Genomic DNA, 26,053 nt, shown 5'->3' on the forward strand with positions numbered 1-26,053 from the left:
GGCCGTAGGCTCTACATCTAGTGGTGCTGAGGAGATCAGCACACAAGATGATCCACTTTTCGCCGTATCACGCGCCACCGGGAGGAGTTCCGCCGTGCACTGTCCGTTCTGCCGCCACGAGGACACCAAGGTGGTGGACTCGCGCGTCCAGGAGGACGGTACGGCCATCCGCCGGCGCCGCCAGTGCACCGCCTGCGAGCGGCGCTTCGGCACGGTGGAGTCGGCCACCCTCAGCGTGGTCAAGCGCTCCGGCGCCAGCGAGCCGTTCCGGCGGGACAAGGTGATGTCCGGGGTGCGCAAGGCGTGCCAGGGCCGCCCGGTCACCGACGACCAGCTCGGCCTGCTCGCCCAGCGCGTGGAGGAGAGCATCCGCTGCACCGGCCAGGCCGAGATCGACGCCCACGACGTGGGCATGGCCGTGCTGCCGGTGCTCCGGGAGCTCGACCTCGTGGCCTACCTGCGCTTCGCCTCGGTCTACCGGGGGTTCGACAGCCTGGAGGACTTCGAGCAGGCCATCACCGAGCTCCGCCAGGAGCGCGTGCCCGCCGGGGACCGCGCACCGGAGGTCGTCGGCGCCGGCTGACACCACTGGGCAGCCCGGCGAGGGGGTCGGGCCGCCCAGCCACCGCGGCCCGGACGTGCCACGCCCGACGCCGACCGTCCGTGCCCCGGCACGGACGTACGCACCACCCGCCCCGCACCACCTGCACGACCGACCGCAGACCGACCAGAGACACACCACCCCGAACCGCACTGCACGACCGGCGGACGAGAGCCCGCCACCGCCCACCAAGGAGAGGTCATGACCGACACCACACAGGCTCCCGCGTCCACCCAGCAGCCGGGCGGCGGACTCACCATCAACCGCATCCACACCACCCCGGGCGTGCACCCCTACGACGAGGTGACCTGGGAGAAGCGCACTGTCGAGCAGACCAACTGGAAGACCGGTGAGGTGATCTTCCGCCAGGAGGACGTGGAGTTCCCGTCGTTCTGGTCGGCCAACGCCTCCACCATCGTCACCACCAAGTACTTCCGCGGCGCGGTGGGCACCCCGGCCCGCGAGACCGGCCTCAAGCAGCTCATCGACCGCGTGGTGCTCACCTACGTGGCCGCTGGCAAGAAGCACGGCTACTTCGCCACCGAGGACGACGCGCTGGTGTTCGAGCACGAGCTCACCTACGCGCTGCTGCACCAGATCTTCAGCTTCAACTCCCCGGTGTGGTTCAACGTGGGCACCAAGAGCCCCCAGCAGGTGAGCGCCTGCTTCATCCTGGCCGTGGACGACTCCATGGACTCGATCCTGAACTGGTACCGCGAGGAGGGCTTCATCTTCAAGGGCGGCTCCGGTGCCGGCCTGAACCTCTCGCGCATCCGCTCCTCCAAGGAGCTGCTGAGCTCCGGTGGCAACGCGTCCGGCCCGGTGTCCTTCATGCGCGGCGCCGACGCCTCGGCCGGCACCATCAAGTCCGGTGGCGCCACCCGCCGCGCGGCCAAGATGGTCGTGCTCGACGTGGACCACCCGGACATCGCCGAGTTCATCGACACCAAGGCGCGCGAGGAGGACAAGATCCGTGCGCTGCGCGACGCCGGGTTCGACATGGACCTGGGTGGCGACGACATCACCTCGGTGCAGTACCAGAACGCCAACAACTCGGTGCGCGTCTCCGACGAGTTCATGAACGCCGTCGTGGAGGGCCGCGAGTTCGGCCTGCGCTCGCGCACCACCGGCGACGTCATCGAGACCGTCGACGCCCACGACCTGTTCCGCCGCATGGCCAGGGCCGCGTGGGAGTGCGCCGACCCGGGCATCCAGTACGACGACACCATCAACCACTGGCACACCAACCCCGAGTCGGGCCGCATCAACGCCTCGAACCCGTGCTCGGAGTACATGTCGCTGGACAACTCGTCGTGCAACCTGGCCAGCCTGAACCTGCTGAAGTTCCTCAACGACGACGACACCTTCGACGTGGAGCGCTTCCAGGCCGTCACCGAGCTGGTCATCACCGCGATGGACATCTCCATCTGCTTCGCCGACTTCCCGACCGACCCCATCGGTGAGACCACCCGCAACTTCCGCCAGCTCGGCATCGGCTACGCCAACCTCGGCGCCCTGCTCATGGCCACCGGTCACGGCTACGACTCCGAGGGTGGGCGCCAGCTGGCCGCGGCCATCACCTCGCTGCTCACCGGTGCGTCCTACAAGCGCTCCGCCGAGCTGGCTGCCGTGGTGGGCCCGTACGCCGGGTACGCCCGCAACGCCGAGGCCCACAACCGCGTGATGCGCCAGCACCGTGACGCCAACGCCCAGCTGGCCCCGATGCACGAGATGGACGCCCACATCCAGGACGCCGCCACCGAGGCCTGGGACGCCGTGGTGGCCCTGGGCGACGAGCACGGCTACCGCAACGCGCAGGCCTCCGTGCTGGCCCCCACCGGCACCATCGGCTTCATGATGGACTGCGACACCACCGGCATCGAGCCGGACTTCTCGCTGGTCAAGTTCAAGAAGCTCGTGGGTGGCGGCTCCATGCAGATCGTCAACCAGACCATCCCGCGTGCGCTGCGCCTGCTGGGCTACGACCAGGCCACCACCGAGGGCATCGTCGACTACATCGCCGAGCACGGCCACGTGGTGGACGCCCCGGGCCTGGCCGAGGAGCACTACGAGATCTTCGACACCGCGATGGGGGAGCGCGCCATCGCCCCGATGGGCCACGTGCGCATGATGGCGGCCGTGCAGCCGTTCCTGTCCGGTGCCATCTCCAAGACGGTGAACCTGCCCGAGCGCGCCACCGTGGAGGAGATCGAGGAGGTCTACCTCGAGGGTTGGAAGCTCGGCCTCAAGGCGCTGGCCGTGTACCGCGACAACTGCAAGGTGGGCCAGCCGCTCTCCAGTGGCAAGGGCGAGAACAAGGGCTCCGAGGCGTCCGACGAGGCCGAGGGCACCGACGCCCCGGCCGTGGCCGCCCCGGTGGAGAAGGTCGTCGAGTACCGCCCGGTGCGTCGTCGCCTGCCCAAGCGCCGCACGGCCCAGACCACGAGTTTCGCCGTGGGTGGGGCCGAGGGCTACCTGACCGCCGGCACCTACGAGGACGGCTCGCTGGGCGAGATCTTCCTGAAGTTCGGCAAGCAGGGCTCGACCCTGGCCGGTGTGATGGACGCGTTCTCCATCGCGGTGTCCGTGGGCCTGCAGTACGGCGTGCCGCTGGAGACCTACGTGGAGAAGTTCAGCAACCTGCGCTTCGAGCCGGCCGGCATGACCGACGACCCGGACGTCCGCATGGCGCAGTCGCTCATGGACTACGTCTTCCGCCGTCTGGCGCTGGACTACCTGGACTTCGACACCCGCGACTTCATGGGCATCCACACGGCCGCCGAGCGCGCCCGTCACCTGGAGACCGGGTCGTACTCCCCGCAGGGCGGCGGATCGGACGAGGGCGACGACTCCGACATGGAGAGCCAGCTGGAGTCCTACAGCCAGTCCATCGCGCCGGCCGCGGCCAAGCGTCCCGAGGGCGTGAACGGCTCCTCCCGCGTGGAGGCCGCCGACACCGCGCTCGAGGGTGAGACCGGGGCCCAGGCCCAGGCCACCGCGGCCGACGCCGCCCAGCCGGTTGACTCCGGGGTGCACTCCTCCGCGGAGCTCATGGAGGCCAAGTTCGGCAAGGCCGCCGATGCCCCGCTGTGCATGACCTGCGGCATCAAGATGCGCCCTGCCGGTTCGTGTCACATCTGCGAGGGCTGCGGCAGCACCTCCGGCTGCAGCTGATCGCCCACCCGGCGCCCCGGGACCCCGTCCGGACCACCTCGGTCCGGGCGGGGTCCCCGCGTGTGGGGGAGGGGTGCTCAGGCCACCTGCGTGCCCGGGGGTGGCTCGGGTCGCCCAGTCGTGACCGCCGGCGGAGGACCCACCTGGCCCGTGGGGTCCGGGGGCGGCTCGCACGCCGGGTCCCACCAGACGACGCGGTCCGGATACACCGCGGCCCGCAGGCCGTCCCGGTGCACGATGGTGTGGTGCCGTCGGCAGAGCAGCGCCAGGTTCGCCAGACTCGTCGGCCCGCCCTCCGACCAGTGCGTCACGTGGTGCGCCTCGCACCAGCCCGGGGGCCGGTCACAGCCCGGGGCCGTGCACCCGCCGTCCCGGGTGAGCAGGGCGCTGCGCATGGCGTTGGTCGCGGCCCGGTCGACCCGTCCGGTGTCCAGGGGAGTCGAGGGGCCACCGAGCATCTGGGGCAGCACGCCCGCGTCGCAGGCCATCCGGCGCACCTCGCCGGCGGAGAGCACCTCGCCACCGGAGGTCGTGCCGTACCCCGCACGCCCCCGGTCCGTGACCGGCGCCGGGCCCCGCGCCCACCCGTGGGGTGCGGGCCGCCCCTCCAGCGTCGCCCGCACCGCCTCCACGTCTGCCGTCACCACGAGGGTCGTGGACCCCGACAGCCCGCACCCACCGGCGCTCGGGTCGGCGTCGGCGGCCTGGGCGCGCGCCACCAGCTCCAGCAGCGCGTCCGCCCGGCGTTGCGCCGCGGAGCGCGTGTCGGCCACCAGCGCCGGCGGGCCGTCCCCGTCGCACACCGCCGTCGCGGCGGGACGCGGCGCGGCCAACCCGTTGACGGCGGCGTCCAGCCGGGCGGCGTCGGGCACGCAGAGCTCGAGGGTGTAGCGCACCCGGCCCCCGACGCGGCGCGCCACGGTCAGCGAGTTCACGGCTCGTGCGCGTTCGTCCAGCTCGTCGAGCACGTCGTCGCCGTACCGGGCCAGGATCTCGCGGGTCAGCTGGTCCAGCGCCCGGCGTGACCCGTCGGTGGCAGCCGCACGGTCCAGGTAGTGCCCCACCACCTCGGAGCGGTCGGCACCCGGCAGCAGCGGCAGTGTCCGGTCGGCCTCCCGCACCGCCTTGGCGGCCAGACGCACCCCGATGCCGTCCTCCCACAGCGCCTGCCGCAGCGACTCGCCGCCGGGGCCCTGTGTGGCCGCAGCCAGCATCGCCACCGCCCCGGCCGTGCCGTGCTCGCGTTCCCCGGCCCGCTCCCGCACCCACGCCGCCGCGGAGGCGCACCGGCTGTCGGCGATGGTGCCGCGCTCCTGCGCCTCGGCCACCACCCCCACGAGGAGGGCCTCGGCGGCCCGGGCCACCTCACCCAGCACGCGGGCGGCCGCGTCCAGGTCGCCCTCACCGGCCTGCCGCAGCCGGTCGCGCGCCCCTGCCAGCTCGGCCGCCACCACTCCGGCGTCCTCCAGCACGTCCTGGATGCGTCGCACGTGTCACCCCCTCGGTGGACCTCGTCCCATGGGTGCTTCCCCTGCACCCACCTCCACCGTACACGCAAACCGAACAGAATGCAACAGGCGTACCAACCTGCATAGGTCCCAACCACCCGCCCGCGCCCCGTACGCTGTGCCGCGATGACTTCGACCTCCCTCTTCCTGAGCGCGCTGCTGGTGCTCCTGCTCGTCGTGCTCGGGCTCGACCTGCGGGCCACCGGCCGCCCGGTGCGTGGGCTCACCGGCGTCCTTCAGCTGGACAACCGCCAGGCCTCCCACTGCGACGGCTGCCGCCGCGCGGTGCGCCTGCGCGCCCGGCCGTGGGTCATCGCCTCGATGGGGGTGGTGCTCGTCGGCCTCGTGGCGAGCGTGACCCTGGCCACCCGGTACGCCGTGGGCAACGGCCTCCCGGCCTCGCTGCTGTGCCTCACCGCGTTGCTCGCCATCGGCCCGCTGGCGCTGGCGAATCGCCGTGCCTCGCACCGGGTCAGGGAGTCCTCCGGTCACGAGCCGGGCTCCTGAGGGGCCTCCCGCCCACGTCCCCGGAGGGCCCGAACGGCCTATATCATGTTGCAATGACGTCTTCCACCCCTGCGCTCGTGTCGGGCCCCCGTCCGTCCCTGCGCCAGGGGCGCATCGAGGCGCTGGACTCGCGCTGGGCGGAGATCGCCCTCGTCGTCGCCGTCTGGGCCCTCGGGCTGGGCTACGTGGCGCTCATGTTCTGGCCCGATCCCAGCCTCACCGACCCGGCGCTCGTGGAGCGCCAGGAGCAGGCCCGCACGCTCGACCTGCTGGTCGGCCACATCGGACTCGCGCTGTTCGTGGTGCGCCACCGCCATCCGGTGGCCATCACCCTGCTGCTGGGCGCGATGATGGTGGTCTCCAGCTTCGCGGCCATGCCCTACCTCTTCGCGATGGTCTCGCTGGCCACCTACCAGCGCCTGCGCCCCATCGTGCTGGGCATGCTCATGATGCCCCTGGCCACCCTCGTGTACTCCTACACGTTGCAGCGGTGGCTCCACCCCGAGGTCGTGGGCAAGGAGCTCGGGGCCACGTTCGCCGCCGATGCCGTGTACTCCCTGGTCATCGGCCTCATCTTCGTGCTGCTCGGCTGGAACACCGGCGCCCGGCGCGAGCTGGCCGCCCACGCCGCCGAGCGTGCCGCCAGTGCCGAGCGCGAGCACGCCGCCCGCCTGGTGAGCGCGCGGATGGCCGAGCGCACCGGCATCGCGCGGGAGATGCACGACGCCCTGGGGCACCGCCTGTCCGTGGTGGCCATGCACTCCAACGGGCTGGCCTACCGGCAGGACCTCTCCCCGGAGGAGGTGCGCGAGACGTCCACCACCATCGCCACCCAGGCGCGCACGGCCCTCAACGACCTGCGCGAGATCCTCGGCGTGCTGCGCTCCGACATCGGCCAGGAGGACCAGACCGCCTCGGCGATGCCGGACCTGCGCCACCTGCCGCAGCTGGTGGGGGAGACCCGTGGGGCGGGCTGCACCGTGCGCCTCGAGGTGCCCGAGCGCCTCACCGAGGAGGCCGGGGGCCTGCCGCAGGCCGCGAGCCGCCACGCCTACCGCGTGGTGCAGGAGTCGCTCACCAACGCGTGCAAGCACGCCCCCGGACAGCCGGTCCACATCGCGCTCAGCGGGCAGGCAGGCGCGGGGCTCGCGCTGCGCGTGGTCAACCGGCTACCCGCCCCCGGCGAGGAGCCGGCCGACGTGGTGAGCGGCGGCATGGGCCTGACCGGCATGCAGGAGCGCGTGCACCTGGCCGGCGGGCGCTTCTCCGCCCAGGCGCAGGAGGGTGAGTTCGTCGTGGACGCCTGGCTGCCCTGGCCGGCCGCCTGAGGCCGACGCGGGCAGCCCGGGCACCCACCCACCCCGCTGACGGGGCGACTCAGACGCGTACCACCATCTTCCCCGTGTTGGCGCCGGCCAGCAGGTCCATGAACGCCTGGGGCGCGTTCTCGATGCCGTGGCGCTCGGTGACCTCCCAGCGCAGCGAGCCGTCGGCCACCCACGGTGCCACCTGGGCCACGAAGGCGTCCTTCTCGGCCTCGAAGTCCGCCGCCAGCAGGCCCCGCAGGGTGAGGCGCTTGCCGATGACCCACGCCAGGTTGCGCGGGGCAGCGGGCGGCTCGGTGGCGTTGTACTGGGCGATGGCGCCGCACATCGCCACGCGGCCGTGCGGGTTGAGGGCGCCGATCGCGGCCTCCAGGTGGTCGCCGCCCACGTTGTCGAAGTACACGTCGATGCCGTCCGGTGCGGCCTCGGCCAGCTGCCCGGGCAGGTCGCCGGCGCGGTAGTCGATGGCGGCGTCGAACCCGAGCTCGCGCAGATGGGCGGCCTTCTCCGGGCCACCGGCGGAGCCGATGACGCGAGAGGCGCCCATGAGCCGCGCGAGCTGGCCGACCATGGAGCCGACGGCGCCGGCCGCGCCGGAGACGAAGACCGCGTCGCCCTCGCGGAACTCGGCGGTGCGGGTGAGGCCGCCCCAGGCGGTGAGGCCGGGCATGCCGAGCACGCCCAGGTAGGCGGCGTCGGGCACCGAGGTGGTGTCCACGGCGCGGGCGTCGGCGGCGTTGAGCACCGCGAGGTCGCGCCAGCCGGCGAAGTGCGTGACCTGCGTGCCCACGGGCAGGGCGTCGGAGCGGGACTCGACGACCTCACCCACGGCGTGGCCGGTGAGCGGCTCGTCCACCTGGAAGGGCGGGATGTAGCTGGGCCGGTCGTCCATGCGGCCGCGCATGTACGGGTCCACGCTCACCACGCTGTTGCGCACCAGGACCTGGCCGTCCTCCAGGGACGGCAGCTCGGCGGTCTCGGTGCGGAAGTTCTCGGCCGTGGGGGCGCCCGTGGGCCGGCTGGCCAGGACGATGCGGGTGGACGTGCGGTCGGTGCTCACAGCGGTGCCTTCCGGGGTCGGGGGAGGGGCGCGTGGGGAACGCGTGGGTGGCTCGGGGTGTTCCGGGGTGGTTGGGCTCAGGCGGCGGCGCTCGCTGCCTGATACATGTCGGCGGGCAAGGGGCGGTCGAGCTCCCAGATGACGGACATGGGCGCCGACCCCTCCGAGGACCGGTAGCGGGCCGTTCCCAGGCACATGAATCCGGGCGTGTGCCCGAACTCGTCGCGCGTACTGGTGGTGCGTGCAAAGAGCACGACGTGGCTGCCCTGCTCCTGGTGGTGGATGTACCGCTGACCAGTGGGGCTGATGGGCGTGGTCCGCGACTGGGATTGCCAGTGGAAGACCTCGGGGCCCATGGCGTAGTCGTGGTACATCGTGCTGGGTGAGAACAGGGCGTCCGACTTCTTGAGCGTGACGAGCAGGGCGTCGGTCTGCCAGGTGGGCGACCAGTAGACCCCTTCACGGTGGCTGATGGTCTGGCTCGCCTCGGCGGTCTGATCCAACGCCGCGAGGATCTCTTCGCGCGCATAGGTGGCGTGCGAGGCCAGACCGGTTGCGCTCAACGGCCCGGGGAGGGGTTGCGAAACGTGCCGGATGCGGTCTTCAGCGATGTCGAGAATAGCTAGGAACTCGTCGCAGGCAGGGCGGCAGGAGGCCAGGTGCGCCAAGCCGTCGGCCCACGTGGTGCGGCCGCCCTTGGGCCAGACGATGCCGTGGAGCATGCGGCCGAACCGCTGCAGCTCCGGCGACGCAGCACCGTAGGCAGGCGCATCCGCAGAGAGCCAGGCACGGTAGGCGTCGAGGCGCGCGCGGTCGTCAACGCGGAAGAACATGTGCCGCCGTCGCAGCAGTTCTGCCTCATCTGGCGTGGTCCGATCGTCCACGCTGAGCCCCGCCTGCCGACGCAGGTCGGTCCACGAGGCATTCTTCACCAGACGTTCTGCCTCGGTTCCGAGCGCATCAGCGAAATCCGCCAAGGAGATGTCGCTGTAGGCCCTCAGGGAGGCGACGAGACGTGGCTTGTTGAGTGTCAGCGAGGCCTTGAGCGAGCTGATGACCTCGTCGTAGGTGACGTCGTCGAGCACGATCTGACTGCCTGCCGGAAGTAGCGGAAAGCCGTGTTCCGCATGCTTCTGGAGCTCGCCTCGAGTGGCTCCGGTCATGGCCATGAAGCGACGCTCCAGACGGAAGCCCTCATGCTGGTGGCCTACAAAGTCCAGTGCCGTCAGCACCGCCTTGCTGGGGTGTCGGCGTAGTCCGCGGCCCAGCTGCTGCAGAAAGATGGTGGCGCTGTCGGTGGGGCGGAGGAAGAGGACCGTGTCGACCTGCGGGATGTCCACGCCCTCGTTGAAGAGGTCTGCCGTGAAGATCGCGCAGATGTCACCGCTGATGAGGGCTGCACGAGTCTCGGCGCGCTGCTCCGCAGAGGAGTCACCGGTGAGGGCTCGCGCGGGGAGGCCAGCCTCGGTGAACACGGCGGCCATGAAGCGGGCGTGGTCGACGCCCACGCAGAATCCGATCGCGCGCATCTGTCGCGGGTCGGCGACCTTGTCTCGCACCGCCTTGAGGATGATGCGCGCCCGGGCCTGGTTGCCGGTGTAGAGTGCCGTCAGCTGGTCGGTGTCGTAGGAGCCTCGCTGAAATCGCACCTGGGTCAGGTCGGTCGAATCTGCGATGCCGAAATAGTGGAAGGGTGCGAGGAGATCGCCGGCGAGGGCATCCCACAGCCGCAACTCGAACGCGGTCCGTCCGTCGAAGTAGGCATCCTGCACGCGGACGCCGTCGGCACGTTCAGGCGTTGCGGTCAGGCCGAGCATCTCCCGCGGGGTGAAATGGTCCAGCACCCGTCGGTACGTGGCGGCCTCGGCGTGGTGGAACTCGTCGACGATCACCACGTCAAAGTGATCCGCGGGCAGGTCCTCTACGTTGCCGCTCAGACTCTGCACCGTGGCAAAGACGTGGTCCCATCGCGTGGGCTGCCGACCAAACCCGTAGATCTCACCAAAGGTGCCGTCCCCGAGAATCTCGCGGAAGGTGCGCCGGGCCTGGTCGAGGATCTCCAAGCGGTGGGCGATGAAGAGCAGACGCGGAGGCCTGGTCGAGGCCTCGGACAGGTTGCGATAGTCAAAGGCCGCCACCACCGTCTTGCCTGTCCCGGTGGCCGCCACCAGAAGGTTCCGATGGCGGTCGTGGACCACGCGTTCGGCCTCGAGGGCGTCCAGCATCTCCTGCTGGTACGGATACGGCCGGTGGCGGAGTCCCGAGAGGTCCATGACCAATTCGCTCGAGGTCTTGCCGCCCGCCATGAGCAGTGCCTCGTCGAGGCGCTCGCCGTCCTCAGCGGGGTCGTAGTCCTCAAAACTGGGGTCATTCCAGTACGAGTCAAAGGTGGCGCGAAACTTCTCCAAGAGGTGGGGAGTACCGGCCTGCGTGATGCGCACGTTCCATTCCAGACCGTCGAGCAGCGCGGATCGGGACAGGTTGGACGAGCCGACATACGCCGTGTGGAAACCGGTCCTGCGGCGGAACATCCACGCCTTGGCGTGCAGACGCGTTGAGCGAGACTCGTAGTGCACCTTGACCTGGGCGCCGAATTCCTGGACGAGCCAGTCCAGCGCGCGACGCTCCGTGGCTCCCATGTAGGTGGTGGTGATGATGCGGAAAGGCACTCCGGCCTGCGCGATGGGGCGCAGCTCGCGCTCCATGGTGCGTAGACCCGCAAACTTGATGAAGGCGCACAACAAGTCGACCTCGTCGGCGCTGTCGAGCTCCCGGGAGATTTCCATACCCATCGACGGCTCACCGTGGGCGTTGGTCAACAGCGTGGACTCGCCGAGTGGGGTGTTCGGGCCGGTTCGATAACGCGGCGCCAGGCCGATCGCCGGGGGCGTGATGACAGAGACGAGTCGTTCGAGCCGGTCGCCAGCGGGTGCTTCGTCTTCCGCCTCGATGACCTCGGCCACCGCCTCGACCAGCGCGGCGCGGTCGGCGCCAGCCTTTCGCTGTGCCAGAGCGCGCCGCAGCGCCGCCGTGAGGTGGGTGACCGCGAACTCCACCTCGTCGTCACCGGAGACGGGCTCGTGGTGCACGTCCGCCTCGACAGATGCGAGGTGACCGTGCAGCGCACGGGTGACGAGCTGGTCGTAGCGGCCGTCGGGCAGGGCGTCGGTCATGCGGGGCAGCTTGCCAGCTCCCCGCGACAACTTCACCGCCCCTGACCCCACCCCACGGTCGGACCTTGCCCCGTAAGGCCGTGGGCGACAATCCACCCCATGGCCGTGGACCCCAACCAGATGACCCCGCAGGCGTACCTGGAGTACCTCAACGCCGAGTCCGCCCGCCGCCGGCAGGAGCAGGCCGCCCGCATGCTCGGTGACCGCGCCACCGCCACGGCGCAGCCCGCCAGCTCCGAGGCCACCACCGGCGTGGTCGTCGACGGCGCCGGCAGCGCCACCACGGTGCCGTCCATGCCCCAGGCCCGCCACGGCATCGAGAGCCCGGCCGCCACCACGCCCACGCTCAACCCCACCACCACCGAGGGCGAGCAGCCCCAGACCGTGGCCGAGCGCCTGGGCTCCCCGGGGCACTGGTTCTGGGGCGCGGTCTGGGCCGCCCTGGCCGGCACCGCCTCGTGGTCCCTGCCGGGTGTGGGCCAGCTCCTCACCGGCCGGTGGTTCACCGCGTTCCTGCTGTTCTTCGCCTACGACGACCTGGCCGACTGGGTGGGCTCCTCCACCTGGCTGGCCGACGCCACCGGGCAGACGCCCGACACCCTCCGCAGCTGGCTGCCGTGGGTGGTGGCGGCCCACGCCGCCCTCGCCGCACTGCGCTCCACCTTCGCCCCCAAGAACCCCGCCACGCCGTCCCAGGAGGACGACGCGGCGGGGGAGTGACCGACCACCGGCCGGCGGGGAGCACGCCCCGCCGGCCGGACCTCAACGACGTGACCGGTGCGAGGGTCCGGCGAAGGTGTCCACCGGCCCCCAGGGTGTCTGCGTGGGCGGCATCGGCGCAGGGTGCCGCCCCGGCCGCGCCCCACCCGGGGTACGCGTGAAGCCCGCCACTGCCCGGTCGTGCCCCGCCAGCCACAGCACGGCACCCACCACCAGCATCACCCCGGAGCCCATGCCCACCAAGATGCCGACGGCCGTCCCACCCAGGCCCAGCAGCACCGCGCCGAGCGGCACCGCATCGGTCATCCACACCGTGCCGCCGACGCAGTCCACCTCGTGCGCGCCCGAGCTCTCCACGGTGAACGCTCCCCGCAGAGCCACGTCGGAACCCACCACGCGGCGGTCGTAGGACTCGGCAGCCACCGGCAGCGAGCGGTCGTCGGGCCCCACCACGCGGCACTGCGCGTCCGGCGACGCCTCCCGCGGTGCCACGAGCAGGTGGCGGTCGCCGGCCCGCAGCTGAACGGTCTCACCGGTCACCACCGGGCGGTGCACGTCGGCCGCGGCCGTGGCACCCGACATGCCCACCGCCCCCAGCACCATGAGCGCCACCGCGCCCAGCACCCCCAGGGCGCCCAACGTGGTCAGAACCCTTCCCCAAGCCCTCATCAGACCCTCCCGTGCGTCGATCCGTGCGCTGCTCCGTGTGCCTCCCACGGTGTCACCGGCGTCGCACAGACCCCCTCACCCCGATGGGGGAAGCCCCACCTCCAGCCCCGCGCGCCGGTGCACCGCCGGGCGGACCAGCTCCCCGCCGCGCCCCGCACCCACGGCGGAGGCCCCGCCCACCCGAGGGTGTGCGGGGCCTCGCCGCCCAGAGGGCGCGGTGCACGCTCAGGCGCGGTAGGCCGCCCACTGGGCGTGCATGCGGCTCACATGCCCGGGGTGAAGCCGGTCGTGTGCGCGGACGAGCGGGTATGTGCCGTCGAAGGCAGGCGGGTCCCAGCGCGCTCACCGAGCGACGTGACCAACTCATTGCACGATCTGCATGCGTTCCCGCGCATCACTCCCAGGGGGCGCGGTGCGCCGGGGGAGGCGGGGCCGACTGGCCGTAGGGGGAGGGCTGGACAGGCTGGCCGTACCCGCCGCCGTACCCGCCCGGGTGGCGCGGTCGGTTCTCCCGCCCGGCCCCCACCACCCACAGGACGATCCCCAGCACCAGGGCCAGCCCCGCGCCGAGGCCCACCGGCACTGCGGCCAGGAGGCCCATACCGGACACCCCCAGGGTGGTCAGCGAGACGGCGTCGGTGAAGTGGACGTCCGGGTCGGTGCAGCGCACCGTGTGGGGGCCGTCGGCAGTCACGGTGATGCCCCCGGCCAGGCCCACCAGGTCCTCGGCGATGGCCACCTGGTCCTCCGTGGGCTGCGTGGACACCTCCCGACCGTCGGGCCCCTCCACGGTGCACGAGACCGGGCTGCCCTGCCCGAGGCGGGTGGTGAGCAGGTGCTCGTCGCCGGCGTGCAGCTCCCGGGTGATGCCCGAGCCCACCTCCTGGCCCGCCTCGATGGTCCCGACCGCGCGGCTCGCACCGACCACCGAAACGACCCCCAGCGCCACGGCCACCAGGCCGCCGAGCACCCCCAGCACCACGAAGACCTGCCCCACCCGCTTCATCGCCGTCCTCCTTCGTCACCGGCCGTCACCGGCCCTCGTCGAGTCGTCGGGGCGAGCGTCGCACCCGGCGCCGGCGTGCCGGCCGGTGCCGTGGGTGGAACCGGCCCTGCCACCGCCCCGGCGGGCACCGCCCACGGTCGGAGGATCAGAGCAGCTCGAGCAGCTGTTGGGCCGCCAGGTAGGCGAACAGCGCCGCGCACACCACCAGCATCGCGTTGCTCAGCCACCGGTTGCGCCACGCCGCCGGCGTGCGGTCGGTGTTGAGGATCCACAGCAGCGTGATGGCCAGGAAGGGCATGAAGAAGGCGCCCAGCACGCCGTAGGCGAGGATCAGCCAGACCGGCTTGCCGAGGAACATCATGACCATCGGCGGAAAGGTCAGCCACAGCACGAAGGCCGTGTACCAGCGTCCGCCGGCTTGGCGGTCCGGGTGGTCCTCGGGCTTGCCCAGGGCGTCACCGGCGAAGTCCGCGAACATCATCGACACGCCGTTCCACACGCCGATGAGGGAGCTCATGGCCGCCGCCCAGAAGCCCACCAGGAAGAGCGTGCCCACCGCGCGGCCGTAGCGGTCGGCGAGCACGTCCGAGAGCTGCAGCAGGCCCTTGTCGCCCGAGCCCACCGACTGGGTGCTGGAGTACAGCAGCTCGGCACCCACGATGAGCGTGGAGATGACGAAGATGCCGGTGACCACGTAGGCCACCGTGTTGTCCGTGCGCATGAGCCGCATGTGCGCCGGGGTGGTCCAGCCCTTCTCGCGGATCCAGTAGCCGTAGGCCGCCAGCGTGATGGTGCCGCCGACGCCGCCGGCCACCGAGAGCAGGTTCACCAGGCCACCGGCGGGCACCTGCGGCACCAGCCCCCGCAGCAGCTCCGGCAGGTTGGGCAGGGTGAACGCGGCCGCGGCCACCATCACCACGAACATGACGCCCACCAGGGCCGCGCAGACCTTCTCGAAGACGTCGTAGCGGCTCAGCAGCACCAGGGCTGCGCCCAGCAGGCCCGAGACGATGCCCCACCACGCCACCGACAGGCCCGGGAAGAGGGCGTGCAGCGGGATGCCGGTGCCGGCCATGGCCGCCGCGCCGTAGACGAAGCCCCAGATGACGATGTACGGCGCGAAGTACCAGCTGGTCCACCGGCCCAGGCTGCGCCACCCCTCGTAGATGGTGTGCCCGGTGGCCAGGCTGTAGCGGCCGGCGCCCTCCACGAGCGCGATCTTGAGCACGCAGCCCACGACCACCGCCCACAGCAGGGCGTAGCCGTACTTCTGGCCGGCGATGACGGTGGCCACCAGGTCGGCGGCGCCCACTCCCGTGGCCGCGACCACCAGGCCGGGGCCGATGAGGGAGAACCCGCGGCGCTGCTCGACGCGGCCGGAGGCGTCGGTGGCGGGGGTGCCGGCGGTGGGCGGGGTGTCAGGGGCGGCGTGGCTCATGGGGACTCCATCGCGACGGGAGAGGGGAGGGCAGCACCCTACGACGGAGCGTGTCCCGGGTCACATGGGTCTGGTGCGAGGACGAGGACCGGCCGGGCGGGAGGGTCAGGCGGTGGTCGCGGCCTCGACCAGGGTGGTGGCGGTGTCCTCGGCGGCCTCGATGGCGTCGTCGGCCGGGCCGCGCAGCATCAGGGCGAGCATGCCCTCGTAGGCCACCTCCACCCGGTCGGCCAGGCGCTCGGCTGCGGCGTCGTCGTGGGGCAGCAGCTCGGCGGCGGCCGCGGTGAGGCGGGCGCGCAGCCGGGTGCGGTCCTCCTCCAGCACCGCGGCCACGGGGGCGGCGGGGGCGGGCTGCGCCGAGGCCGTGGCGTGGAAGGAGCACCAGCGCTCGCGGAGCCGGCCGTGGTGGTACTCGCGCATGGCCATGAAGACCGAGAGCATCCGCTCGGTGGGGGTGTGCGCCGCCTCCCAGTGGGCGTCCCACACCTCCGTCCACACCTCCAGGCGGCGCTCCAGGGCTGCCGCCAGTAGGCCGTCCTTGCTCCCGAAGTGTGCGTACATGCTCGAGGGGGAGGCGCCGGCCTCGCGCAGGAGGGCGTCCACCGGGGTGCTCACCGACCCGTCGACGAACATCATGCGGGTCGCGACCTCGAGGAGGCGCTCGCGGACGGGGGTCTTGGCAGCCATGGCGCAGAGGGTAGCCCTGGGAGGGGCAATTGCATAACGTGCGTTCTGAAGGAACGTGCGTTACGTTTGGTGCAGACCTTCCCCGCTCACCAGGAGGCACGACGTGTCCGAACTCTTCATCGACGGCCGCTGGGCCCCCGCCGCCGACGGCGCCACCCGCACCATCACCTGCCCCGCCGACGGCCAGGCCGTGGGCACCGTGGCCGAGGCCGGCGCCACCGATGCCGAGCAGGCCGTGGCCGCCGCCCGCCGCGCCTTCGACGCCGGCGAGTGGTCCACCCTGCCCACCCCCGAGCGGGCCGACCTCGTCTCCCGGCTGGCCGACGCCCTGGAGGCCGAGAAGGAGGAGGTGGCCCGCCTCGAGGCGCTCGACACGGGCAAGCGGATGGTCGAGGCCCGCATCGACATGGACGACGTGATCGGTGTGTTCCGCCACTTCGCCGCGCTCGGCCAGCAGCACGCCGGCCGCGTGGTGGACACCGGCATGCCCGACGTGGAGTCGCGCGTGGTGCACGAGCCGGTGGGCGTCTGCGCGCTCATCACCCCGTGGAACTTCCCGCTGCTGCAGACCTCCTGGAAGGTGGCCCCCGCCCTGGTGGCTGGCAACACCTTCGTGCTCAAGCCCAGCGAGAACACGCCCCACACCGCCGTCTGGCTGCTGCGCACCCTGGAGCGCCTCGGCCTGCCCGCCGGCGTGGGCAACCTCGTGCTCGGCCCCGGCGACCCCGTGGGCACCGTGATCACGGAGCACCCGGACGTGGACCTCGTCTCGTTCACCGGCGGCCTGCGGACCGGGCGGCGCATCATGGCCGCCGCCGCGCCCACGGTGAAGAACATCGCCCTGGAGCTGGGCGGCAAGAACCCCTTCGTGCTGTTCGCCGACGCGGACCTGGACGCCGCCATCGACAACGTGGTCACCGCGATCTTCCTCGACGCCGGGCAGGTCTGCTCCGCCGGCAGCCGCCTCGTGGTGGAGGAGTCCGTGCACGACCGCGTGGTGGACGAGGTGGTGCGCCGCGCCGAGCAGATCCGCCTCGGCGGGCCCTTCGACGAGGAGGCAGAGAGCGGCCCCCTCATCAGCGAGGCGCACCGCGACACGGTGCACGCCTACGTGCAGGCCGCCGTGGCCGAGGGGGCGCAGCTCCGCTGCGGCGGCGAGGCACCCGGCGGCGAGCTGTCCTCCGGGTGGTTCTACCGCCCCACCGTGCTGGACGGCTGCCACACCTCCATGGACTGCGTGCAGGACGAGAGCTTCGGCCCCGTGCTCACCGTGGAGACCTTCCGCGGCGACACCCCCCAGGAGGCCGAGGACGCCGCCGTGGCCCTGGCCAACGACACCATCTACGGCCTGGCCGGCGCCGTGTGGACCGAGAACGCCGGCCGCGCCGCCCGTGTGGCCCGCCGCCTGCGCCACGGCACCGTCTGGGTCAACGACTTCCACCCCTACGTGCCGCAGGCCGAGTGGGGCGGCATGAAGCAGTCCGGCATCGGGCGCGAGCTCGGCGTCGAGGGGCTGGGGGAGTACGTGGAGACCAAGCACGTGTGGCACAACACCCGCCCCGCCCGCGCCGACTGGTTCGCCGACCGCGGCTGAGCCACCCCGGCCGGCCCACCGGCCCCCATCGACACCACAGACCACACCGACCCGTGAGGAGAACCATGAGGAAGCGCTACGACTACGTCATCGTCGGGGGCGGCTCGGCCGGCTCCGTGCTGGCCAACCGCCTGTCCACCGACCCGTCCACCACCGTGCTGGTGCTCGAGGCCGGACGGGCCGACTTCGTCTGGGACCCGCTGATCCAGATGCCTGCCGCCCTGGTCTTCCCCAGTGGCAACCCGCTCTACGACTGGGCGTACGAGTCCGAGCCCGAGCCCTACATGGGTGGCCGCCGCATCAAGCACGCCCGCGGCAAGGTGCTGGGCGGCTCGTCCTCCATCAACGGCATGATCTTCCAGCGCGGCAACGCCGGCGACTACGAGAAGTGGGCGCAGAACGAGGGCCTGGAGCACTGGGACCACGCGCACAACCTGCCGTACTTCAAGCGCATGGAGACCTGCCTGGCCGGCGCCGACGCCTGGCGCGGTGGGGCCGGCCCGCTCAAGCTGGAGCGCGGCCCGGCCAGCTCCCCGCTCTTCCAGGCCTTCTTCGAGGCGACCCAGCAGGCCGGCTACCCGGCCACCGACGACGTGAACGGCTACCGCCAGGAGGGCTTCGCGCCGTTCGACCGCAACGTCTTCCAGGGCTCGCGCCTCTCGGCCTCCCGTGCCTACCTGTGGCCCGTCCGCAAGCGCAAGAACCTGCACGTGCGCACCCTGAGCCACGTCACCCAGCTGCGCTGGGAGGGCACCCGCGTGACCGGTGTGGACCTCGTCCGCGGTCCGCGCCGCACCCCGCACTCGGTGGAGGCCGGCGAGGTCATCCTCTGCGGCGGTGCGTTCAACTCCCCGCAGACCCTGCAGCTCTCCGGCGTGGGTGACCCCGCCACCCTGCAGGCCGCCGGCGTCACCCCGCGCGTGGAGCTGCCCGGCGTGGGCGAGAACCTGCAGGACCACCTCGAGGTGTACCTGCAGCACACCGCCACCCAGCCGGTGTCCATGGCGCCCTGGCTCGACCTCAAGAAGGCGCCCTACATCGGTGCCGAGTGGCTCTTCCGCAACCGCGGCCCCGGCGCCACCAACCACTTCGAGGCCGGTGGCTTCATCCGGACCAGCGACCGCGTGGACTACCCCAACCTGATGTTCCACTTCCTGCCCATCGCGGTGCGCTACGACGGCACCGCTGCCGGCGGCGACCACGGCTACCAGGTGCACATCGGCCCGATGAACTCCGACGTGCGCGGCGACCTGCGCATCCGCAGCAACGACCCCTTCGAGCACCCCGCGATCCGGTTCAACTACCTCTCCACCGAGAACGACCGCCGCGAGTGGGTGGAGGTCATTCGTGCCGCCCGCCACATCCTGGCGCAGCCGGCCTTCGCCCCCTTCGACGGTGGCGAGATCTCGCCCGGCCCGGCCGTGGAGACCGACGAGGAGATCCTCGACTGGGTGGCCAAGGACGCCGAGACGGCCCTGCACCCCAGCTGCACGGCCAAGATGGGCCGCGACGCCATGAGCGTGGTGGACCCCGACACGATGCGGGTGCACGGCACCGAGGGCCTGCGCGTGGTGGACGCCTCGGTCTTCCCCTCCATCACCAACGGCAACATCTACGCCCCGGTGATGATGGTGGCCGAGAAGGCCGCCGACCTCATCGCCGGCAACACCCCGCTGGCCCCCGAGCACCCGCCGGTCTACCGCGCCAACGCCGGCATGCCGCTCTTCCCGCAGGGCGACCCGCGCAACGACGCGTGGGACGCCCGGGACGAGGTGCCCACCGCGGAGCAGGCCATGGCCGGGGAGACCCGGTGAGCGGGGCCACCGCGGCCGGGCCGCGGCAGGAGGGCCACCGGGCAGGGGTCGAGGCCCCTGCCCGGGCCGGGGTCGTGTGGCCCGTGCTCGTCGCCTCGGGCGTGGTCACCGCGCTCGTGGCCGGGTGGGCCCTGGCGGCCCCCGAGCAGGCGGCCACCCAGCTGGGTGCCCTCACCACGTGGATCGCCACGTGGTTCGGGTGGTTCTACATCGCCCTGGCCACCGCCGTGCTGGTCTTCGTGGTGGTGCTCGGCGTGCGCCACTCGCGCACCCGGCTGGGCGCCGACACCGACCGCCCCGAGTTCTCCACCTTCGCCTGGGCCGCGATGCTGTTCGCCGCCGGCATCGGCACCGACGTCATGTTCTTCGCCGTCGCCGAACCGGCCAGCCAGTACCTCGCGCCGCCGCAGGGCAAGGGGGAGACCCTCGACGCCGCCCGCGAGGCCACCGTGTGGACGCTCTTCCACTACGGCGTCACCGGGTGGGGCATGTACACGCTCATGGGTATCGCGCTCGGGTACTTCGCGCACCGCCGCGGGCTGCCGCTGGCCGTCCGCTCGGCGTTGTACCCCCTCATCGGGCAGCGCGTCCGCGGGCCGGTGGGGCACGCGGTGGACACCGCCACCGTGCTCGGCACGATCTTCGGCGTGGCCACCTCGCTCGGCATCGGCGTGGTGATGCTCAACGTGGGCATCGACATCCTGTTCGGCACCGGGCAGGGCATCGCCCAGCAGGTGGGCCTGGTGGTGCTGGCCGTGGCCGTGGCGACGGTCTCGGCCACCACCGGCGTGGACCGCGGCATCCGGCTGCTCTCGCAGCTCAACGTGGTGCTGGCCGTGGCCCTGGCGTTGTGGGTGCTGGTCACCGGCGACACCGCCTTCGTGCTCAACGCCGTCGCCATGAACGTGGGCGACTACGTGGCGCTCTTCCCGGGCACCACCCTGGACACGATGGCCTTCGACCACCCCGAGGAGTGGATGAGCGCCTGGACGCTCTTCTTCTGGGCGTGGTGGGTGGCCTGGGCGAGCTTCGTGGGCATGTTCCTGGCCCGCATCTCGCGCGGCCGCACCATCGGGCAGTTCGTGCTCGGCACGCTCACCATCCCGTTCACCTACATCGTCATGTGGGTGTCGATCTTCGGGAACTCCGCGGTGCAGCGCATCCGGGGTGGCGACACCGCGTTCGGCGAGCTCGCCGTGGACTCCCCGGAGCAGGGCTTCTTCACCCTGCTGCAGGACCACCCGCTGCCGATGCTGCTGGTGGGCGTGGCCACCTTCGTGGGCCTGCTGTTCTACGTGACCTCGGCCGACTCCGGCGCGCTGGTCATGGCCAACCTCAGCTCCGACCTGCCCGACCCGGAGACCGACGCCCACCCCGCCCTGCGCATCGGGTGGGCCGTGGCCACCGGCGTGCTCACCATCGCGATGCTCGTGGTGGGCGGCATCCCGGCGCTGCAGAGCGCCACCATCGTCATGGGCCTGCCGTTCGCGGCGGTCATGGTGCTGGTGATGGTGGGGCTGCACCGTGCGCTGGAGGCCGAGCGGGCGCGGGTGGACGCCCACCGTGCCTCGCTCACCGGCCAGCTGGCCCGCGGCGAGGGGCACGGACGCTCCTGGCGCACCCGCCTGGGCACCACCCTCGGGGCGGTGAGCGTGGCCCGGGCCACCGAACGGCTCGAGGAGGTGGTGCTCCCGGCCCTGGAGTCGGTGGCCACCGAGCTGCGCCGCCGCGGCGTGGACGCCCACGTGGAGGCCAGCGAGCCGCTGGAGCGCGGCCGGGTGAAGCGGCGGGCGGTGCTCATCGTGCCCCCGGCCGACGCCGGGGCCCCCTCGGCGCCGGCGGACCCCTTCCGCTACCCGGTGCAGGTGCGGGTGGTGCCGCGGCCGAGCTACGGCGCGGGCGTCATCGAGGCCGACGACACCACCACCCGGCTCGAGGTGGCCCTGCCCACCGGGGAGGTCTACGACGTCCTCACCTCGGAGCCCGACGCGCTGTGCCACGACGTGCTCGACCACTACGAGCGCTGGGCGGCGGCCCGGACGGAGGTCCAGGTCGCGGTCCTCTGACGCAGGTCAGGTCGCGGAGGCTGCCCGCACCAGGGAGCGGGCGGCCACCAGCCCTGCCCGGAGGGCGTCGTCGGCGGTGCCGTCGAGCATCAGGGCCAGCGACCCCTCGTAGATCACCTCGATCGAGCGGGCGAGGGAGGCGGCCGCCCCCGGGTCGGCCGGCAGGAGGGAACCCGCGGCCTGCTGGAGGCGCGAGCGCAGCAACTCGCGCTCCCGGGTGAGCACGGCAGCGACCTCCGGGGCCGCCTCGGGGAAGCACACGGTGGTGGCGCGGAAGGCGCACCACCGTTCCTCCGGCAGCCGGTCCCGGAGCTCCTGTGCGGCGGTGAACGGCGAGAGCAGCCGCGCCGCCGGGTCCGAGGTGGCGTCCCAGTGCTCGTCCCACGCCTGGGTCCACATCTCCAGGCGGCGGTCGAGGGCGGCGGCCAGCAGGCCGTCCCTGTTGCCGAAGTGCACGTAGAGGCTGGCCGCCGAGGCGTGGGCGTCCTTGAGCAGCACCGTCACGGGGGTGGTGGCGCCCCCGTCGACGAACAGCTTGCGCGTCGCCGCGTCGAGCAGGCGTTCACGCACAGGCGTCTTGGCGGTCATGTCGAGAGCGTAATGGGTGGGGTTGGGAGTGCGAGCCGGGCCCGGGGCGGCGCGGGCCGGCCTGTGCGGGAGGGATGTCCCGGGCGCGAGGAAGGCCCCCGGACCGAGGGGGTCCGGGGGCCTTCGCGGCGTGGCGCGGGTCAGACGCCGGGGGGCGGGGGCGGCGTGCTGCCGCCGCGGTTCCAGGACTGGTCGTCCTGGCCCGTGGAACCGGTGGAACCGTTCCAGTCCTGCTGGCCGGCCGGCGTGGCGCCACCGGACGCCGGGGCGTCGGTGGAGGGCGCCTGGTGGCCGTACTCCGGCGCCGGGGGAGCAGACTGGCCGTACTCGGGCTGGGAGCTCGGGTTCAGGCCGTATCCGGGTGCCGGGGGAGCGGACTGGCCGGTGGTGTTCTGGCCGTAGGCGTCCGGCTGGTAGCCCGGGGCGCCGTTGGTGCCCACCTGGCCGTAGGCCGGGGCGGGCGGAACCTGGCCGTTGCGCTGGGAGTACGGCGTGGACCGGGCGTACTGGTCGGAGTACTCACCGTTGGTGTAGCTGGAGTACTGCTGCTGCTTGTTCTTGCGGCGACCGAAGAACCACAGCAGGCCGCCGACCAGCATGAGCAGGAGGCCCAGCGGGATGAGGAAGATCGCGGCGGCCAACCCCAGCCCGAGCTTCATGAATGCACCCATGTCGGCCGGGCCGCTCAGGGCGTAGCCGGGCTCGGAGCAGGTGACGGTGACGTCGCCGGCCGTGTCGGCGGTGATGGTGCCCAAGATGTTCTCGTTGTTCACCTCGGCGCTCGTGCCCGGGGCAAGGTCGCCCAAGGTGGCGCCCTGGACCGTGCACGCGGAGCTGTCCGCGCCGGGGCCCAGGAGCATGCGGGTCTCGTCCTCGTCCATGCTCACGGTGGTGGAGCCCTCGATGGACTGCTGCTGGTCCACGAAGTCGGAGACCTCCTTGAAGGTCGTGCCTGCTAGCACGGCACCGATGATGCCGAGGACCAGGGACAGGACACCCAGGAAGAACAGGATCTTGCCGAAGGTCTTCATCGGCGTCACCCCTCTCGTGTGTCGGCGCCCGGGCGTGCCGGGCGGGTGTGTGCGGGGCCGACGCCCCGTGCCGGGCCCCACGCTACCGAGGGACGGGGCGTCCGGCGTGAGGCGCACCACGTTCGGCCCGGCGATTTGGAAAATCTCAGACCGGGGTCGTAGGTTGTGCGCACTGTATCCAGAGCGGTGGAGAGATCTGGCTCTTTGAAACCGCAGCAACCCCCCGTCGCGGGCGAGGGTGCTAACGCCAGATGCGATGGAGGAACCATGAGCTGCACCTGTATGACGTCGAGGTCCTGACCCTGCGGCCGGCGCTCCCGTACCCGCTTCGCGCGGAGTGAGGTGAGCGAGTCGGACCGGTCGGGCCCTCAGAACCCACGCATCCACCACCTGTACGCCGTCGCGCCACGGACCCAGGGGTCTGCCACTGCATTCCCCGGTGATTCGTGGGCCCATTTCGTCCTGCCCGGAAGGACCATTCATGATCACCCTGGACAATGTGTCCAAGACCTATTTCCCGCGAGGTGCGGGCGAGCCCGTCCGTGCCCTGGAGGACGTCTCCCTGCACATCGGCCGTGGCCAGGTCCACGGCATCGTCGGGCCGTCGGGCTCCGGCAAGTCCACCCTCGTGCGATGCATCAACCTGCTCGAGCGCCCCACCTCCGGGCGCGTCACCGTGGACGGCCGGGAGCTCACCGCCCTCAGCAGCGGACAGGTGCGCGCCGCACGCCGCGACATCGGCATGATCTTCCAGCACTTCAACCTGCTGGACTCGCGCACCGCCGCCCAGAACGTGGCGCTGCCGCTGGAACTGGCCGGGGTGGGCCGCGCCGAGCGCACCCGCCGTGCCGCCGAGCTGCTCGAGCGGGTGGGCCTGGGCGGCCGGGCCAAGGCCCACCCCCGCCAGCTCTCGGGTGGCCAGAAGCAGCGCGTGGCCATCGCGCGGGCCCTGGTCACCCACCCCAGCGTCCTGCTCTGCGACGAGGCCACCAGCGCCCTGGACCCCGAGACCACCAGCAGCGTCCTGGACCTGCTGCGCGAGCTCACCGCGGACCTCGGGCTGACCACCGTTCTCATCACCCACGAGATGGACGTGGTCACCCGCGTGGCCGACGGCGTCACCCTGCTGGCCGACGGCCACGTGGTGGAGTCCGGCTCGCTGGCCGAGGTGGCCGCCACCCGCGGCAGCGCCCTGGCCTCCCAGCTCGTGCCGCGCCCCGTGCGCGCCCTGGACGCCGCCGACCTCCCGGCCGGCTCCCGCATCGTGACCGTCGACCTGGCCACCCAGGACGAGAACGCCGTCATCGCCGAGCTGCGCGCCACCGGCGCCGAGGTGCAGGTGGCCGCCGCCCGCGTGGAGAACGTGCACGGCGCCCGCGTCGGCATCCTCGACCTGCTCGTCACCCAGCCCTCCACCCACCGACAGGAGATCCCGGCATGACCCGCGACCGCCTCATCGAGGAACTCATCGACGGCACCTGGGACACCCTCTACATGGTGGGCCTGTCCTCGGCCATCGCCCTGCTGCTCGGCATCCCGCTGGGCGTGCTGCTCGTGGCCACCGCGCCCGGCGGGCTCTTCCCGCACCGGGCGCTCAACTCCGTGGTGGGCGCGGTCGTCAACGCCGGCCGGTCCATCCCGTTCATCATCCTGCTGGTGCTCATCGCCCCGCTCACCAAGAGCCTGGCCGGCACCACCATCGGCCCCACGGCCGCCGCCGTGCCGCTGACCCTCGGGGCCATCCCCTTCCTGGCGCGCCTCGTGGAGACCTCCCTGCGCGAGGTCGACCCCGGCAAGGTGGAGGCCGCCACCGCGATGGGGGCCACTCGCGGCCAGGTGATCCGGTCGGTGCTGCTGCCCGAGGCCCTGCCCGGCCTCATCGCCGGACTCACCGTGACCGTCGTGGCCCTCATCGGCTACTCGGCCATGGCCGGCGCCGTGGGCGGCGGGGGCCTGGGCGACCTGGCCATCCGCTACGGCTACCAGCGGTTCGACATGACCGTGACCCTGGCCTGCGTGGCCGTGCTCATGGCCCTGGTGGTGCTGGTGCAGTTCCTCGGCGACACCGCCGCCCGCATCACCCGCCACTGAGCGCCCGCCCGGGTCACCGGGCCCTGCCGCCGCGCGCCGCGCGGCACCCCCTCACAGCCCGCCACGCCGCAGCGCGTCGTGGTGAGGGCACCCCCTACCCACCTGACCGGAGGACCCCGTGCACACCACCTCGCACACCACCCCCGCCCGGCGACGCACCGCGCTGGGCCTGGCCGCCCTCGCTCTCGCCGCCCCCGCGCTCACCGGCTGCGGCGCCGAGGAGACCCGGGCCGAGGAGGACGGACGCCCCGTGCTGCGCGTGGCGGCCACCCCCACGCCCCACGCGGACATCCTGCGCCACGTCGACGAGGAGCAGCTGGACGCCGAGGCCGGCTTCGAGCTGGAGGTCGTGGAGTTCACCGACTACCTGCAGCCCAACGCGGCGCTCGACGAGGGGTCGGTGGACGCCAACTACTACCAGCACCGCCTCTTCCTGCAGAGCCAGGAGCAGGCCGCCGGGTACGACCTCGCGGTCGTGGCGCCCATCTCCAACCAGCCGCTCGGCCTCTACTCCGAGGAGGTCGACTCCCTGGAGGACCTGGCGCCGGGTTCCCGCGTGGCCATCCCCAACGACCCCACCAACGGGGCCCGCGGCCTGTGGCTGCTGCAGGAGGCCGGACTCATCGAGCTGGCGGACACCGGTGACCTCCCGCCGACGCCCGAGGACGTGACCTCCAACCCCAGGGACCTGGAGTTCCTGCCCGTCGAGGCCGCCCAGACCTCCCGCTCCGTCGGCGACGCCACCCTGAGCGCCGTGCCGGGCAACTACGCCGTGCAGGACGGTCTGGACACCGACGACGCCCTCGCCCTGGAGGACCCGCGCGACGAGCGCTTCGTCATCAACCTCGTGACCACCGCCGACCGTGCCGACGACCCGCAGCTGGCCGCCCTGGCCGACGTGCTGCACGGCGACGCGGTGGGGGAGTACATCGAGTCCACCTGGCACGGCACCGTCGTGCAGGTCGACTGACCCCACCCCGCCGCCCCCCCCCCCCCCCCAC

At 72.3% G+C, this 26,053-nt stretch carries 20 protein-coding genes and 1 riboswitch; of the genes, 11 read left to right on the forward strand and 9 right to left on the reverse strand.

Annotated elements, in window-relative coordinates; translation table 11 throughout:
* Positions 1-94: 94 nt before the first annotated feature.
* Both nrdR and CYJ76_RS07240 read left to right on the forward strand, forming a co-directional pair.
* Positions 95-583: a transcriptional regulator NrdR gene (gene nrdR, locus CYJ76_RS07235; RefSeq protein WP_070705965.1), complete on the forward strand. Its 489-nt coding sequence runs from the start codon at positions 95-97 to the stop codon at positions 581-583.
* 219 nt (positions 584-802) lie between these two features.
* Positions 803-3,775 carry a vitamin B12-dependent ribonucleotide reductase gene (locus CYJ76_RS07240; RefSeq protein WP_070705963.1) on the forward strand — a complete coding sequence of 991 codons (2,973 nt, stop codon included), beginning with the start codon at positions 803-805 and terminating at the stop codon, positions 3,773-3,775.
* Positions 3,776-3,852: 77 nt separating this feature from the next.
* Here CYJ76_RS07240 and CYJ76_RS07245 read toward each other — a convergent pair whose 3' ends face one another.
* A complete protein-coding gene (locus CYJ76_RS07245) occupies positions 3,853-5,265 on the reverse strand; it encodes an HNH endonuclease signature motif containing protein (protein ID WP_101849675.1) in 1,413 nt (470 codons plus the stop codon).
* A 144-nt stretch (positions 5,266-5,409) separates the two neighbouring features.
* Here CYJ76_RS07245 and CYJ76_RS07250 point away from each other — a divergent pair, with 144 nt between their 5' ends.
* A complete protein-coding gene (locus tag CYJ76_RS07250) occupies positions 5,410-5,790 on the forward strand; it encodes a hypothetical protein (RefSeq protein WP_101849676.1) in 381 nt (126 codons plus the stop codon).
* A 53-nt stretch (positions 5,791-5,843) separates the two neighbouring features.
* Positions 5,844-7,118, forward strand: coding sequence for a sensor histidine kinase (locus CYJ76_RS07255; RefSeq protein ID WP_101849677.1), 1,275 nt, complete (start codon positions 5,844-5,846; stop codon positions 7,116-7,118).
* Between the two features lie 49 nt (positions 7,119-7,167).
* On the opposite strand, the gene CYJ76_RS07260 is transcribed toward CYJ76_RS07255, so the two are convergent.
* Both CYJ76_RS07260 and CYJ76_RS07265 read right to left on the reverse strand, forming a co-directional pair.
* Positions 7,168-8,175: an NADP-dependent oxidoreductase gene (locus tag CYJ76_RS07260; protein WP_101849678.1), complete on the reverse strand. Its 1,008-nt coding sequence runs from the start codon at positions 8,173-8,175 to the stop codon at positions 7,168-7,170.
* A 77-nt stretch (positions 8,176-8,252) separates the two neighbouring features.
* Entirely contained in the window at positions 8,253-11,348 is a 3,096-nt protein-coding gene (locus CYJ76_RS07265) for a DUF3427 domain-containing protein (RefSeq protein WP_101849679.1), read from the reverse strand.
* Positions 11,349-11,447: 99 nt separating this feature from the next.
* Between CYJ76_RS07265 and CYJ76_RS07270 the strand changes: the two genes are divergently transcribed.
* Positions 11,448-12,068, forward strand: coding sequence for a hypothetical protein (locus tag CYJ76_RS07270; protein ID WP_101849680.1), 621 nt, complete (start codon positions 11,448-11,450; stop codon positions 12,066-12,068).
* A 42-nt stretch (positions 12,069-12,110) separates the two neighbouring features.
* Here the strand turns inward: CYJ76_RS07270 and CYJ76_RS07275 are convergent, their stop codons facing one another.
* From CYJ76_RS07275 to CYJ76_RS12475, 4 genes are all read right to left on the reverse strand, one after another.
* Entirely contained in the window at positions 12,111-12,737 is a 627-nt protein-coding gene (locus tag CYJ76_RS07275; RefSeq protein WP_144043054.1) for a hypothetical protein, read from the reverse strand.
* Between the two features lie 394 nt (positions 12,738-13,131).
* A complete protein-coding gene (locus CYJ76_RS07280) occupies positions 13,132-13,743 on the reverse strand; it encodes a hypothetical protein (RefSeq protein ID WP_101849682.1) in 612 nt (203 codons plus the stop codon).
* Positions 13,744-13,888: 145 nt separating this feature from the next.
* A complete protein-coding gene (locus CYJ76_RS07285) occupies positions 13,889-15,181 on the reverse strand; it encodes an Nramp family divalent metal transporter (protein ID WP_101849683.1) in 1,293 nt (430 codons plus the stop codon).
* A gap of 105 nt (positions 15,182-15,286) precedes the next feature.
* Complete coding sequence (locus CYJ76_RS12475) at positions 15,287-15,868, reverse strand: TetR/AcrR family transcriptional regulator (RefSeq protein WP_101849684.1); 582 nt, start codon at positions 15,866-15,868, stop codon at positions 15,287-15,289.
* A 103-nt stretch (positions 15,869-15,971) separates the two neighbouring features.
* Between CYJ76_RS12475 and CYJ76_RS07295 the strand changes: the two genes are divergently transcribed.
* From CYJ76_RS07295 to betT, 3 genes are all read left to right on the forward strand, one after another.
* Positions 15,972-17,462, forward strand: coding sequence for an aldehyde dehydrogenase family protein (locus CYJ76_RS07295; RefSeq protein ID WP_101849685.1), 1,491 nt, complete (start codon positions 15,972-15,974; stop codon positions 17,460-17,462).
* 65 nt (positions 17,463-17,527) lie between these two features.
* On the forward strand, positions 17,528-19,276 hold the full coding sequence (gene betA, locus CYJ76_RS07300) for a choline dehydrogenase (protein ID WP_101849686.1): 1,749 nt from the start codon (positions 17,528-17,530) through the stop codon (positions 19,274-19,276).
* Positions 19,273-21,342 carry a choline BCCT transporter BetT gene (betT, locus tag CYJ76_RS07305; protein WP_202820465.1) on the forward strand — a complete coding sequence of 690 codons (2,070 nt, stop codon included), beginning with the start codon at positions 19,273-19,275 and terminating at the stop codon, positions 21,340-21,342. Before betA ends, betT begins: the two co-directional genes overlap by 4 nt.
* Positions 21,343-21,348: 6 nt before the next feature.
* On the opposite strand, the gene CYJ76_RS07310 is transcribed toward betT, so the two are convergent.
* Together CYJ76_RS07310 and CYJ76_RS07315 are read right to left on the reverse strand one after the other, a co-directional pair.
* On the reverse strand, positions 21,349-21,930 hold the full coding sequence (locus tag CYJ76_RS07310) for a TetR/AcrR family transcriptional regulator (RefSeq protein ID WP_101849687.1): 582 nt from the start codon (positions 21,928-21,930) through the stop codon (positions 21,349-21,351).
* 140 nt (positions 21,931-22,070) lie between these two features.
* Positions 22,071-22,961: a hypothetical protein gene (locus tag CYJ76_RS07315; RefSeq protein WP_101849688.1), complete on the reverse strand. Its 891-nt coding sequence runs from the start codon at positions 22,959-22,961 to the stop codon at positions 22,071-22,073.
* A gap of 171 nt (positions 22,962-23,132) precedes the next feature.
* Positions 23,133-23,224: riboswitch (SAM riboswitch) on the forward strand.
* A 218-nt stretch (positions 23,225-23,442) separates the two neighbouring features.
* On the opposite strand from CYJ76_RS07315, the gene CYJ76_RS07320 reads away from it, so the two are divergent.
* The 3 genes from CYJ76_RS07320 (at position 23,443) to CYJ76_RS07330 (ending at position 26,022) form a co-directional block, all read left to right on the forward strand.
* Positions 23,443-24,402, forward strand: a complete 960-nt coding sequence (locus CYJ76_RS07320) for a methionine ABC transporter ATP-binding protein (protein WP_238138183.1) — start codon at positions 23,443-23,445, stop codon at positions 24,400-24,402.
* Positions 24,399-25,052 (forward strand): methionine ABC transporter permease, encoded by a 654-nt coding sequence (locus tag CYJ76_RS07325; RefSeq protein ID WP_070705358.1) that lies wholly within the window; start codon positions 24,399-24,401, stop codon positions 25,050-25,052. Before CYJ76_RS07320 ends, CYJ76_RS07325 begins: the two co-directional genes overlap by 4 nt.
* 118 nt (positions 25,053-25,170) lie before the next feature.
* Positions 25,171-26,022, forward strand: coding sequence for a MetQ/NlpA family ABC transporter substrate-binding protein (locus tag CYJ76_RS07330; protein ID WP_101849689.1), 852 nt, complete (start codon positions 25,171-25,173; stop codon positions 26,020-26,022).
* The last annotated feature ends 31 nt before the right edge of the window (positions 26,023-26,053 follow it).

It is taken from the genome of Kytococcus schroeteri, from assembly GCF_002847825.1.
Lineage (GTDB): Bacteria > Actinomycetota > Actinomycetes > Actinomycetales > Dermatophilaceae > Kytococcus > Kytococcus schroeteri.